General features: G+C 40.4%; 11 protein-coding genes and 1 pseudogene. 11 read left to right on the top strand and 1 reads right to left on the bottom strand.

Annotated elements, in window-relative coordinates:
• Positions 1-50 precede the first annotated feature (50 nt).
• From BN2458_RS06230 to BN2458_RS06180, 11 genes and pseudogenes are all read left to right on the top strand, one after another.
• On the top strand, positions 51-266 hold the full coding sequence (locus BN2458_RS06230; protein WP_034343609.1) for a twin-arginine translocation signal domain-containing protein: 216 nt from the start codon (positions 51-53) through the stop codon (positions 264-266).
• Positions 267-285: 19 nt separating this feature from the next.
• Complete coding sequence (locus tag BN2458_RS06220) at positions 286-3,120, top strand: molybdopterin-dependent oxidoreductase (protein WP_082628719.1); 2,835 nt, start codon at positions 286-288, stop codon at positions 3,118-3,120.
• An 11-nt stretch (positions 3,121-3,131) separates the two neighbouring features.
• Positions 3,132-3,761 (top strand): formate dehydrogenase FDH3 subunit beta, encoded by a 630-nt coding sequence (gene fdh3B / locus BN2458_RS06215; protein ID WP_034326437.1) that lies wholly within the window; start codon positions 3,132-3,134, stop codon positions 3,759-3,761.
• Between the two features lie 9 nt (positions 3,762-3,770).
• On the top strand, positions 3,771-4,748 hold the full coding sequence (locus tag BN2458_RS06210; RefSeq protein WP_034343614.1) for a formate dehydrogenase subunit gamma: 978 nt from the start codon (positions 3,771-3,773) through the stop codon (positions 4,746-4,748).
• Positions 4,749-4,773: 25 nt separating this feature from the next.
• Positions 4,774-5,556, top strand: a complete 783-nt coding sequence (gene fdhD, locus BN2458_RS06205) for a formate dehydrogenase accessory sulfurtransferase FdhD (RefSeq protein ID WP_034343615.1) — start codon at positions 4,774-4,776, stop codon at positions 5,554-5,556.
• Positions 5,557-5,658: 102 nt separating this feature from the next.
• Entirely contained in the window at positions 5,659-7,023 is a 1,365-nt protein-coding gene (locus BN2458_RS06200) for a TolC family protein (RefSeq protein ID WP_034343617.1), read from the top strand.
• A gap of 18 nt (positions 7,024-7,041) precedes the next feature.
• Positions 7,042-7,737: an efflux RND transporter periplasmic adaptor subunit gene (locus tag BN2458_RS06195; RefSeq protein ID WP_034326428.1), complete on the top strand. Its 696-nt coding sequence runs from the start codon at positions 7,042-7,044 to the stop codon at positions 7,735-7,737.
• Positions 7,737-10,811: an efflux RND transporter permease subunit gene (locus BN2458_RS06190; protein ID WP_034343619.1), complete on the top strand. Its 3,075-nt coding sequence runs from the start codon at positions 7,737-7,739 to the stop codon at positions 10,809-10,811. The genes BN2458_RS06195 and BN2458_RS06190 overlap by 1 nt, the downstream gene beginning before the upstream one ends.
• A gap of 58 nt (positions 10,812-10,869) precedes the next feature.
• Positions 10,870-11,646, top strand: coding sequence for a M15 family metallopeptidase (locus BN2458_RS06185; RefSeq protein ID WP_173644080.1), 777 nt, complete (start codon positions 10,870-10,872; stop codon positions 11,644-11,646).
• A 193-nt stretch (positions 11,647-11,839) separates the two neighbouring features.
• Positions 11,840-11,917, top strand: a pseudogene (locus BN2458_RS10730) (twin-arginine translocation signal domain-containing protein); the annotation flags it as partial.
• 62 nt (positions 11,918-11,979) lie between these two features.
• On the top strand, positions 11,980-12,384 hold the full coding sequence (locus BN2458_RS06180; protein WP_081951502.1) for a carboxymuconolactone decarboxylase family protein: 405 nt from the start codon (positions 11,980-11,982) through the stop codon (positions 12,382-12,384).
• Positions 12,385-12,483: 99 nt separating this feature from the next.
• Here BN2458_RS06180 and BN2458_RS06175 read toward each other — a convergent pair whose 3' ends face one another.
• Positions 12,484-13,275, bottom strand: coding sequence for a TSUP family transporter (locus BN2458_RS06175; protein ID WP_052082196.1), 792 nt, complete (start codon positions 13,273-13,275; stop codon positions 12,484-12,486).
• Between the last annotated feature and the right edge of the window lie 561 nt (positions 13,276-13,836).

Here is a 13,836-nt window from a genome sequence, read left to right as displayed (position 1 = left end):
ACTAAAGGTTAAAATGGGTTTATCCCAAAGTCAAAAACAAAGGAGGCTATATGGCTAAGACACAAGAGGGTAACCACTCTAGGCGTAAGTTTTTAAAAACTGCCGGGGTTGGTGGTGCTGTGGTTGCGATAGGCTCTCTTAGTTTGGCTGGCTGCTCTGGAGAGCACAAACAAAAAGAAGTCATCAAGGGCAAGAGCAAGAAGCAAGAGATTTTGTATCGTGGTGATACACAATATTGGCAAAGTTATTTTTCTGTTGCCAAATAACAACAAATAAGGAGCGAAAATGAGCGAGGCAAACAATAGACGCAATGCGCGCCGCTCGTTTCTCAAGCTCTCTGCATTGGCTTCTGTGGCTGGTGTGAGCAGTGCTTTGGGAAATGAGGGCGAGAGTGTCGTCAAAAAGGCAAGTGCGCAAGAGCTAAAAGAAAGGTATCCAAAGTCTAAGAAAATCAAAACAATCTGCACCCATTGTTCTGTAGGTTGTGGCATTGTAGCTGAAGTTGTTGATGGTGTATGGGTGCGACAAGAAGTGGCGCAAGACCACCCTATCTCTCAAGGCGGGCATTGCTGCAAAGGAGCAGATTTAATTGATAGGGCAAGAAGTGAAACAAGATTGCGCTATCCTCTTGCGAAAGAGGGAGGCAAATGGGTGCGCCATAAATATGATGATATGATGGACAAAATCGCCTCACAACTCAAGCAAATTAGAGAAGAAAGCGGACCTGATGCAGTAATGTTTTTAGGAAGTGCGAAATGCTCTAACGAGCAAAGTTACTATATCCGCAAGTTTGCAGCGTTTTTTGGGACAAACAATATAGACCATTGCGCTCGCGTTTGACACTCACCTACAGTCGCCGGTGTGGCGAATACATTTGGGTATGGTGGTATGACAAACCATTTGGGCGATATGATGTTCTCAAAATATATCCTTGTGATTGGTGCAAATCCAGCGGTGAATCACCCTGTGTCTATGGTGCATATTTTGCGTGCAAAAGAGCAAGGGGCGAAGCTTGTATGTATTGACCCACGATTCACAAAAACTGCAGCAAAATGTGATGAATTTCATAGAATCCGCAGTGGGACAGATATTGCCTTTGCATATGGATTGCTCAACCACATCATTGCTAAAAAACTCTATGATGAGCAATATCTCAAGGAAAGAGTCGATGGCTATGAGAAGATTATGGAAGAAGCTAAAAAGTTCCCACCTGAAGTGGCTGCTAATGTGTGCGGAATCCCAGCTGATGCAATTCGGCATATTGCTGAAGAAATGGCGGCAGCAAAACCTGCAAGTCTTATTTGGAATCAAGGGCTTACCCAACACACAGTTGGCACGAGCAACACACGCATTATGCCTATTTTGCAAATGTTCTTAGGCAATATTGGTAAGAATGGCGGAGGTGTCAATATTTTGCGCGGACACGATAATGTGCAAGGTGCGAGTGATATGAATAACCTCGCGGATTCTCTCCCGGGCTATTATGGGCTTGGCGAACCTGCGTGGAGACATTTCTGCAAGCATTGGAATGTTGATTTTGATTGGATGGTGGGCAGATTCAAAGACCAAGAGATGATGGGCAAGACAGGTTTTGCGCATTCAACTTGGAAATTTGGTGTTTTAGATGAAGAAAATGCCGCAAACAATGGTGGCACCAAACTTCGCGCACTTGTGGTGATTGGCTCGGGTATGACAACCGTTTCCTTGCTTGATTTGCAGAAAAAAGCAATGGATAAGCTTGATTTGGTTGTGTTTGTCGATCCTTATGTCAATGACTTGGCTATTTATAGCGATAGAAGCGATAATCTTTTTATGCTTCCAGCGGCGTCTCAAATGGAGACAAGCGGTTCTGTGGCAGCGACAAATCGTAGCTATCAATGGCGTTCTAAGGTAATGGAGCCACTTTTTGAATGCCGACCTGATGAGGAATTTCTCTTTGGCTTGGCAAAAAGACTAGGATTCTTAGAAGAATTCCAAAGACGTTTATTTGACATCGCAAAAGAAAAGGGCAGAGAGCAATTTATGTGGCCAGAAGATGCGACTACCGAGCTTACCCAAAGTATCCGCAGCATTGGCTTGCAGGGAATGAGTCCAGAGCGACTAAAGGCACACCAAGAAAATTGGCATAAATTTGATAAGGTAACGCTAGAAGGCACAGGGGAGTTTAAGGGCGATTATTATGGGTTGCCTTGGCCCTGCTGGAGCGACAAGCACCCGGGCACTCCTGTAATGTATAATGATAGCATTCCTGTTATGCGTGGCGGTATGGGATTCCGCGTGAATTGGGGTGTTACAAATCCAGATGGACAAAGTATGCTCACAAATAGAAGCTTGCCAAATGCAAAATATAGTGGCGGACATGCACCTGTAACTGCAGCAAATGCAGAATCTTTAGGCATTAAGCTTACAGAATCTGAAAAGGCAGCGATTGAGGGCAGCACTTTTGCGCTTGGCATTGGAAATAATATCTTGGTGGAAAAAGCTCTAGAAGCGGGACTTTGCCCTTATGGAAATGGCAAGGCAAGGGCAAATGTGTGGAATTGGTATGACAAGATTCCATTGCATAGAGAGCCATTGCACTCCGTGCGAGGCGATTTGGTCGATAAATATCCCAATTTTCCTGACAAGCCAAATCATTTCCGTGCAAACATCAAATACCGCTCACGTCAAAAAGAATTGGGCGAGAACAAAAACTGGGTTGATGAATTTCCTGTCAATATGCTCACAGGACGACTTGTGGCGCATATGGGGACAGGTGCAGAGACACGAAGTGCGAAATATCTTGCTGAAGTTGAGGGCGAGATGTTTATGGAGATTCACCCTGATAAAGCCGCAGAGCTTAATATTAGAAATGGCGATATGGTGTGGGTGTATGGCACAATGGATACGAGGATTCTAGTCCCTGCGAAGCTCTCGTTGCGTGTGGATTATAATAGTATTTGGTTGCCACAAAACTTCTCGGGAATGGATCAAGGTGTATCAAGGCTTGATAAATACCCAGAAGGCACAAAGCCCTATGCGATTGGTGAATCCGCGTGTATGATTGCAAGTTATGGTTTTGACTACAACTCTGCTTGTCCGGAAACTAAATGTGGTTTGTGCCGCATTGAGAAAGCGTAGGGAGGTAAAAAATGAGTAATGCAATTCCTACTAATCTTGAAAATTTTTCAAGAATCAAGTTTTATTGCGATACAAATCGCTGTATTGAATGCCACGGTTGTGATGTCGCTTGTAAAGAAGCACATCATTTGCCTGTGGGTGTCAACCGCCGAAGAGTGATTATGTTAAACGAAGGCGTTGTTGGCAAAGAAACTGCCGTGTCTATTGCGTGTATGCACTGCGCCGATGCGCCTTGTGCGCAAGTGTGCCCTGTGGATTGCTTCTATATTCGTGCTGATGGCATTGTTTTGCACGATAAAAAAACCTGCATAGGCTGTGGCTACTGCCTCTATGCTTGTCCTTTTGGCGCACCACAATTCCCCAAAAATGGCGTATTTGGTTCAAGGGGCGCAATGGATAAATGCACTTTCTGCGCGGGTGGTCCCGAGGAAACAAATAGCGAGGAAGAATATCATCTCTATGGACAAAATAGAATCGCAGAAGGTAAAGTGCCAATGTGTGCGAGTATGTGTTCTACAAAAGCACTCTTAGCAGGAAGCAGCGAGGAAGTTTCAAATATCATCACGCATCGTGCGCAAACAAGGGGGGATAATATCCCTAATGCTGTGCCAAATGTGTGGAAGACGGCATACAACGACTAGGAGGATTCTATGAAATCAATATGTTTTAGAATCTTTGCCCTTTTGTTCTTTAGCTCTGCCCTTGCCTTTGGTGCGAATCCAAGTGTGCCACAAGAGGGAGGTAAGCAATATGCCGAAGTCATAAGTGGTAATAATGCGCTCATTGCCCCAAGCGATAGGGCAAATCCGCTCCTCTATGGCGGACCTGAAGTGGCAGCAATTAAGGGGTGGGGCGTTGGTTCGCCTAACTCGAAGGGGCTTGGTGAAATCTTCACGCTCGTGCAAGGGCATTATTTCGCGCTTATTTTCTTGCTTGTTATTATTTTCGTGCCTATGGCGTTTTATGGGCATTATAAGATGATAGGGCAACGTCATTATTCGCATAAAAGCTTTTTGCTTGTTTTTAGCAAATACAATATCATCGTGCATTGGTGCGCGGCTGTGCCTTTTGTGATGATTTGTCTTAGTGGGCTAATGATGGTGTTTGGTGATAAGCTTGGTGGCGGTTGGCTCATACGCTTTGCACGTGATATTCACGGCTTAGCAACAATCTTTTTTGCTGTATTTGGCACATTAATGTTTTTGATGTGGGTAAAAGATTGTCTGCCTCGTGGATATGACATCAAGTGGATGATGATTATGGGCGGCTACCTTGATAAAGTCAATCGTGAGATTCCAGCACATAAGTTTAATGCCGGACAAAAAATGTGGTTTTGGGTGGCGACACTTGGTGGCGCAGCTATGGTTATCACAGGCGGGATTATGTTTTTCCAAGCAGCAGGCATTGATACCTTGCGTCTTATGGCTCTTGTGCATAATTTTGTGGGCTTTTTAATCATCGCATTGCTGATTACACATATTTATATGGCTGTCTTTGCTATCGAGGGTGCTTTGGAATCAATCATTAATGGCAAAATGGGCGAAGAAGAAGTCTCAATGCTCCATAGTCTTTATTACAAAGAATTGCAAAGCCAAGGCAGACTAGATTCTATGCGTCTTTCGCATTAATTTTTGTATATGTGTTAGGGGAAGTATGGGCGATTTTATGCATAAAATGCGTATGGTAAAAGTGCATAAAGATGCCCAATCCTTTAGTGATACGCGAGATTTGGTTGTTGAAGAGCAACGCATAGCTTTCTACCTTAATGGCAACAAGCTCTTGTCAGTAATGAGCTTACCAAATGCTCAAGATGCGCATTTTGTGGGCTTTTTGATGGGTGAGGGTGTGTTAGATTGTGTTGATGATATTATCTCGCTTGAAGTAGCCAAAGACGGCTTAAGTGTGCATATGCGCGCTTATATACGAGAGGACAAGCTCTCTCATCTCCATAAGGAAAAAACACTTACCACCGGCTGTTGTGTGGGTGTGAGCGCAAATTTTGATGGCGAGATTACACAAAAATATATTTCCTCTCCTATGCGGATTAGCGCGCAAAGCGTATTTACCCTACTTGATAGATTCAATAAAAAAACTGCACTTTTTAATCAAACAGGTTGCACACATAAGGCAATGCTCGTGTGTGAGCGCGAGTTTATCAGCGAGGATGTGGGGCGACATAATGCGATTGATAAGGTTATTGGTCAAGCGAGGCTAAGCAAAGTTGATATGAGTGAGGCAATTCTTATTGTCAGTGGGCGGCTTTCTATGGAAATGGTGATTAAGGCGGCAATGAGTGATATTCCCATTGTGATTTCTCGCTCGGCTACCACGCATTTAGGGATTAAGTCCGCACAGACTTTGGGCGTTACGCTTGTGGGTTTTGCACGAGGCGATACCTTTAATATTTATACACACCCTTCACGCATTATTCATTAATTTTTAAGCCATATTTTTGATATAGTTGCATATGCAACATTTACAAAAGTGAGCTAGAATATCGCCCTCAATCCGTTTATCATTATTTAAGGAGTATGGTTTATGAAAAGAATTGTCCTTATGTTAGGATTTTTCTCTCTTTTAAATGCGCAAGGATATGAAAATTCTTTTAGTTTACAGGATTCTACATCTACTCAAGGCTTTACAACGCAGCAAAGAGGCGAAAATACTGAATCTGTGGGGAGAGTTTTTACACTAACAGATTTGCTTGAAGGAGCAAGAAAAAATTACAATCTTGAAGCTAAAGATTTGGCGATTTTACAAGCTCAAGCCACAAGTAGGGCGGCTTGGGGTGAATTTTTGCCCACTCTTGATGGAGCATATCAATACCAAGATACAAACAATCCAAGTATGCGCCTTAAAACATATACAGGAAGTATAAAGGGAAATTGGGAAGTTTTTAGTGGGTTTAAAACCTATAACAAAGTGCGTGAAAAAGGCTCACTCTATCGTGCAAGCATTGAGGATAGGGAAAATACTAAAGACCAGCTTTTTTTAAGTGTGATTGAGCAATATTATGGTTATTTTACCAATCGTGCGCAACTTTTGAGTTTAGACCAAAAACGCATTCAGCTACAATCTAACATTAAACGTGTGGAGAGACTTTTTAATTCAGGGCTTACAACCATTGATGATGTAGAATCTTTGCGCGCGGAGCTGCTTGCTACCGAGCACGATATTGAAAATATCAAAATGGAGATTGAAAAAAATAAGCTTATGCTCTCACTCCTTGCGAATACAGAGGTGCAAGAGCTTGAGCGTAAAAATATTAAAGCACCGCTTTTTGCACTTGATGAAAATCGCCACGACTTAAATATGCTTAACTTCCAAGCATTGAGCGCAAAATATCAAGCGCGACAATTTAATTATCTGCCAATTTTAAGTATCAGTGATACTTATGTGATAAATAGCGATATTAAAAAGGCTGGGGCGATTACTCTTAAAGATACTTCTATGGGAGGCTTAGACGAAATGCTTCCATTTTTGTCTCGTCAATTTCCGCTTAATCAAAATCAGATTATGATTAATGCGACTATTCACCTTGATGCACTTACGACTTATCGGCAATATGAAGCTGCTCAACTTGGTTATTTAAAATCTCTTAAAGAGCTTGCTTATAAAAAAGAAGAGCAAAAAAAAGATGAAAAGATGTATCGCAAAAGCCTTGAAATTGCCGTAGCAAAGATTAAAGCATCAGAGGCAGCATTGCGTTCAGCAAGCATTGCATTTGAGAATGTAGCAAAAAAATATGACGCACAGATTCTTAATTTTGTGGATTATCTTCAATCTTTAACAAAGAAATTTGAAGCAGAATCTACTTACAACCAAGCACTCAACAATTATGAAATGCAAAAGGCGTATTATATTTATTATAGTGGGCAAGATTTGCAAGAGCATATTCAATAGTTAAATAAGGGAGAAAAGATGAAAAAAATAATACTTGCAAGTATGCTTTTGTGGAGCTGTTTATGGGCGGAAGATGTATATGCGATTTTTAACGCGGAGGCGATTAAGGATTCAAATTTGAGTCTTGCTACGAGTGGGATTGTAACAAATATCTTTGTTGATGTAGATTCAGAAGTAAAAAGCGGGGATTTGCTCCTCACGCTTTTTAATCAAGATATAGAATCTCAAATGCGCTCCACAGAGCAGCAATATCTCTTTGCCAAAAAGCAATATGAGCGTTACAAACGCTCTGGTGGGGCAGTGGATAGAAATACGATTGATAGGTATCTATCGGAGTTTAAAAAGCTTGAGGCTGATTATAGTTACCAAAAGGCTATGTTGAGTAAGACGCAGCTGCGCGCACCATTTGATGGAATTATTGCTTCTAAGGACATAGAGTTAGGTGATGGTGTGAATGCAAACAACACGAATCTTTTTAGAATCATCAGCAAAGAAGTGAAACTCGTGCTAGAATTTGACTTTAAATACATTGATAAAGTAAAAGTAGGCGATACTTTTGAATTCCGCATTGATGGCAAAAAGGATAGTTTTACCACTAAGATTAGTAAAATTTATCCAACTGCTAGCACTTCTACGCGTAAAGTAAAGGCTGAAGCACCTGTAAAAGGCGTAATTGTAGGCACATTTGGTGATGGTTATATAAGGACAAAATAATGTATAAATTTGCCATTACTCGTCCAATTTCAACTTTAATGTTCGCCTTTGCAATCTTATTTTTTGGATTCTTAGGCGTATTTAAAATGCCAACTTCACTTTTTCCTGATATTGATTTTCCTGTGGCAGTAGTTATCACAGCTTATCCGGGTGCAAGTGCGGAGATTGTAGAGACAAAAGTAACAGATAAGATTGAAGAAGCTATTATGGGTATTGATGGGCTCAAAAAAGTAACTTCAAGTTCAGCACGTAATTCAAGTGTTGTAATTGTGCAATTTGAGCTTGAAAAGCCTCTAAGTGATGCAGTCAATGATGTGCGAGATAAAGTGGGCACGGTGCAGCTTGATTCTGGCGTGAAAAGTCCAGCAGTTTATAAATTTGATAGCTCTTCCGCTCCTATTATCTCTTTATTTCTCACAAGTGATAAAGTCCCTTCATCTGAAATGATGAGACACGCTAAAGATAATATAAAACCATTGTTGCAAAAAATCTCTGGTGTTGGTGGCGTTGAGATGAGAGGGCATAGAGAGCGACAGATTAGAATCTTTGTAAGCCCTAGTATGCTTAATAAATATGGTATAACTTATACAGATATTTCTAATAAAGTAGGGTTAGAGAATCTAGAAGTTGATGGCGGGAAACTCATTGGGACATTGAGTGAATGGGCTATAACAACCGATGCTCAAAGTGCTGATGTAAGTGATATAGGAAATATTCGTATTGCGGAGGGAATTAGATTAGCTGATATTGCTACGATTGAAGATGGCATTGAAGAAGATAAGACTTTTGCGTCCTTTAACAAAACGCCCGGTGTGATTTTTGAAGTGCAAAAAATCGCAGGCGCTAATGATATTTCCATTGCCGATGCGGTGATGAAGGTGCTGCCACAAATAGAATCTATAAGCCCAGAGTATGATATTAAAGTCTTTAAAGATACAACACAAAATGTGCGTGCAGCCATTTCTTCAGTGGAATTTGATGTGCTTCTTGGCGTATTTTTGGCTGTATCTGTGGTTTTTATCTTCTTACGAAGTGCGACTATTACGCTCGTATCAGCCATTAGTATTCCTATTTCTATTTTTGGGACTTTTGCATTAATGAATTTTTTTGGATTCTCTTTAAATATGCTTACTCTTCTTGCAGTAGCTCTTGCGATTGGGATTATCATTGATGATGCGATTGTGGTAATTGAGAATATCCATAAGAAACTTGAACACGGAATGCGTAAGCGTGAGGCGGCTTATGAGGGTGTGCGCGAAATCGGTTTTGCACTCATTGCTATTTCAGCAATGCTTTTATCAGTATTTATCCCTGTGGGAAGTATGAGCGGAATCGTGGGGAGATTCTTCCAAAGCTTTGGTATAACCGTGGCTGCTGCGATTGGTATCTCGTATATCGTTGTGATTACAATCATTCCAATGGTTTCGTCTATCGTTGTGAATCCTAAACACTCTAAATTCTATTATCGCACAGAGCCTTTTTTTAAGAGACTTGATGCGTATTATGTCAAAACTCTAGCCTTTGTATTGCGCAATAGAGTCAAGGTGATTGTGGGTATTGTGGGTATATTTTTTCTCTCACTCACGCTTTTGGCAAAGCTTGGTATGGAGTTTATTATTCCAGATGATAAAAGCGAGTTTCAGGTGTTTATGGAGACTAAGCCGGGCACGAGTATGAATGCTATGAAAGAAAAAACAAATGAACTGCAAAACATAGTAATGGCACATAGTGATATTGACTTTACGACTTTGCAAATAGGCTATGACGCGCAAAAAACGATTTTTAAGGCACAGATTTATGCGAGGTTGAAGCCAAAAAAAGAGCGCGCAAATAAAGAATCACAATTTAAGATTATGGCTGATATAGGAGAACAGCTTAAAGCAAGTGAAGTGGGGAAAGAATTTGTGATTTCTACATCTGAAGTATCAGATTTTGGTGGAGGAGATAATTCTCCTTATCAAGTGGCAATTCTTGCACCCGATGGTGAGACACTGAAAAAAACAAAGGATAATCTCATCAATCTTTTAAAAACTGATCCAACATTGGCAGGCAAGGTTACTAATATCCACCTTAATACATCAGATGATTTGCCCGAGTATCGTTTGAGGGTGCTTCGTGCGAATGCCGATAGATATGGCGTGAATGCGCAAGATATTGGTAATGTCGTGCGTGGAGCATTTTCTGGTGAGGCGATTGTCGGGTATTATAAAGATAGGGGTAAGGAATACGACATTACTATCCGAGCACCTGATAATGATAGAATCTCGCTCAATGATATTAAAAAATTGCAGGTGAAAAATCGAAATGGTGATTTGATGTTTGTAGAGGGGCTTGTAGAAATAGAACATACCTCTGCTCCTTCGGTGATTTCTCGTTTTGATAGACAACGGAGCGTTACGGTATATGCGTATCCTGTAAAAAATTCTGGTATTTCTTTGGGTGATATGATGAATATCACTGCGCAAAAATCAAATGAATGGCTTGAGCCGGGCGCTACTTTTAGGCTACAAGGTGAAGCTGAAAATGCACAAGAAATGATGATAGCCTTTCTTGTAGCGGTTTTAACGGCGATTGTGTTGATTTATCTTATCCTTGCCGCGCTTTATGAGAGTTTCTTGCAACCTGTTGTAATTATGATGACTTTGCCTTTTAGTTTTGCTGGAGCATTTATCGCACTTTTTGTTGTGCAGCAGCCTTTTAGTATGTTTTCGCTTATGGGACTTATGATTCTAATGGGATTAGTAGGTAAGAATGCTACTTTGCTTATTGATGTAGCAAACGAAAAGCGCAAAGAAGGATATAGCACTGATGAGGCTCTTATCTTAGCTGGAGAATCGCGTTTGCGTCCTATTCTTATGACAACAATTGCTATGGTTTTTGGTATGATACCCCTAGCTATTTCTACAGGCTCTGGAGCGGGTATGAAATCGCCTATGGGAATTTGTATTATTGGCGGATTGCTGTTTTCAATGTTTTTGAGTTTGCTTATTGTGCCCGCAATTTATCGCACAATCGCGCCATTGGACGACTGGTTGCAAAAATTCTATAAACCTAAAGCAGAGGATAAATTCTAACGATTTTTTGAATCTAGCCAAAACGCGCTATAATTTTTCATTAAAATAAGGCAAAGAGATGAAAAAGATTATAGTGTGTTTGTGTGTATCCCGTGCGCTTTTATGGGCTGATGAGGTAATGGATATAATCGCGCAGGAATGTGTGAAGCGATACTATCCGCAGGTGGTAAGCATTAGCGATAATCAAGTTTTGCTTAAAAATGGCAACAGCTTTGTGTGGGATGATGGTAAGCGTAAAGATTATGATGAGATGATTTTATCCCCCGATATGAATGATGCTTTCACTTACCCCTACCCATTTAGCGGTAATGTTACCAATCGCAACGAGGATACATCACGCATACGACATTTAGGATTCTACAAAGCCATTTATGGCGAGAACGAGGAAGAAGTAAAAGAACATTTGGTGCAAGTGCCTTGGTTTAAAGAATATTTCAATGAAAGTTTCATAGTGGTAACAAGTGCAAATGGTGTAGATAAGGCTTTTGAGCGAGTCATACAAAGGTTAAGCAACATTCAACAGGCATATTATCAATTTTTGAGCGACCAAGATGCGTTTTATTGGCGCACGATTGCGGATTCTCCTAACTTAAGCCCTCACAGCTTTGGCATTGCACTTGATATAAATACGCAATTTTCTAAATATTGGCTATGGGATAAAAAAGAACGCAATGAATATCAGTATGAGAATCAAATCCCCCTAGAGATTGTCCGTGCGTTTGAGGAAGAGGGATTCATATGGGGTGGGCGGTGGTGGCATTATGATACGATGCACTTTGAATATCGTCCGGAGATTATTTGCTATGCTAAAAATCTACAACAACTCAATAAGTAGGGCAAGATTCTAAAATCAATAAGATTTCTTAACAATATTTTTAGCTTCCAAGGTATGTTCTCAAAGGCTAGATTCAGAATCTTACATATTTCGTGGTGCTAAAATCTTTACATAGAAAAATCCAAAACGCCCTTGACAAATACCAACTATCAGGCTTTATAATTACAGAATCTATAAGTAGAAACAGACAAATCGTAGAGATTTTTTAAAGACTTCAGCACAACTCGCAGGAGTGGCGACACTTGGGGCTTATACACCGCTTTTGGGGTAAAATGTGAAGCAAGATTCCAACTTGGCGTAGCTTTAGCGCAGGAATCTAATCAAGGAGAACAAATGCAAACACAATTTGAAAAGGGCTTAGAGCAGCTTCAAAAGATTGATGGAGAAGTGGGGCAGAAAGTTATAGATTCACTTAGTGCAATCGCGCTAGATTTAGGAAAAATTATCATTGAATTTGCCTTTGGCGATATTTATACGCGAGGTGAGCTCAATTTGCAAGAGTGCGAACTCATTACATTCTCTAGTTTGCTCACAGCAGGAGGCTGCGAAGCACAGCTTGCAGTGCATATTAATGCGGCTTTAAATATGGGGATTCCAGAAGAAAAGATTATTGAGAGTTTTATGCAGCGCATTCCTTACACAGGATTTCCAAAAATGCTTAAGCGATGTTTATTGCCAAAAGAGTTTTTGAGGCAAGAGATGAGATGTAGGCTTCAAATTTCTTTTGCTAGACATTAAGAGGCAAGAAGAAAGAGACTTAAAAGGCTTTGATAGAAAAATCTTAAACGCAAATCTACCTTAAGGCTTCACAGGTTACACGAAAAATAGAATTTTAGATTATCTAAAAAACTCCCTAACAAGCAGTTGCACAGAGAGGGCGAAGCATACACAGATGACAATCGGGCGGATAATCTTTGCTCCGTGCTTTATTGCAAGGCGCGCTCCCAAAGTCGCTCCAATGATTTGTCCCACACACATAATGCTGCCCAAAACCCATAGCACATTGCCTCCAAGCACAAAAAACAAAGTAGAGGCGATATTGATACTAAAAACTACCCAACGCGAATGTGCTAAAGCCTTGCTAAGCCCATATCCGCCAATACTCACAAGCAAGGCTAAGACAAAAGAGCCAATCCCAATGCCCAAAAGCCCTCCATATAAGCTCGCCCCTGCCATAGAAGCAAACAAAAAGATTTTATGAGGATTTTGCGCTCTATCCTCCTCGCTAATGTTTGGAGAAAGCAAAAAATATGCACCCACTGCTATCATCACAAAAGGCAAGATTTTGGAAAGCAAGGCGACTTCTACAAATTGCACCAAAATCGCGCCCAACGCTCCAAAGAGCATTGCGACTATCATCACTGCGCGGGATTCTTTCATATCAACTAAGCCTTGATGATAATAATGCACTGCACTCGTAAATGAGCCGACACAAGCTTGAAGTTTATTCGTTGCTAAGGCTTGGAGAGGGTTTAATCCACTCACAAGGAGCAAGGGCATCGTTATCATTCCTGCTCCACCAGAGAGTGAGCCTACAAGCCCGCCTACAATAGAAGCCACAAAAAAGAGCATGTAGAAAGCAGGGCTTATACCTTCAAATGTGGGTGTTGTGAATAAATCTAGGCTCATTTTCTCTCCTTTTTCAATACTAGTCTCTGGTTGGTTTAGAAATCAAAATCTCTACATTAATATACCAAAATTATCATTTGAAAAAAGTCATTTGTAGATCTGAAATAAGTAACAAAGAGGTTTGAGAATCCTTAATTTCTAACTCTCCTTTAAAGTCTTTACCTATCAATTCAATAAGGCTTTTTAATAATCTTCTTTTGTATTTGTCATAATATGCAGTATCAGCATCTACAAATCCAAACCATACTTGAGTGCTTTCTCCTTTATTATTTAAACAAGAAATACCTATGTTTATATTTTTTTATAATATATAGTTGTATAAACATTCGTAACAGGGGTTAGGGTGGTAATTGTCTTGCTGAGATTTGGTATATATGTAGTATTTGTGCGATATGTTGTATAGCTTCCTGTGTATTTAGAGGAAGAAGTTTTTATGGAAAATTCACAGAACAGGGAGTTTGTTGTTCTTTTATATTAAAGCCAGCAATATTAAATCCACTTTCAACCATTAATTCTCTCAACAATAACCCAAATTTCTTATCCTCAATCGTTGGAGATTAA

Source organism: Helicobacter typhlonius, from assembly GCF_001460635.1.
GTDB lineage: Bacteria > Campylobacterota > Campylobacteria > Campylobacterales > Helicobacteraceae > Helicobacter_C > Helicobacter_C typhlonius.
The sequence above is the reverse complement of the archived record's forward strand: the minus strand, read 5'-3'. Positions and strand labels throughout refer to the sequence as shown.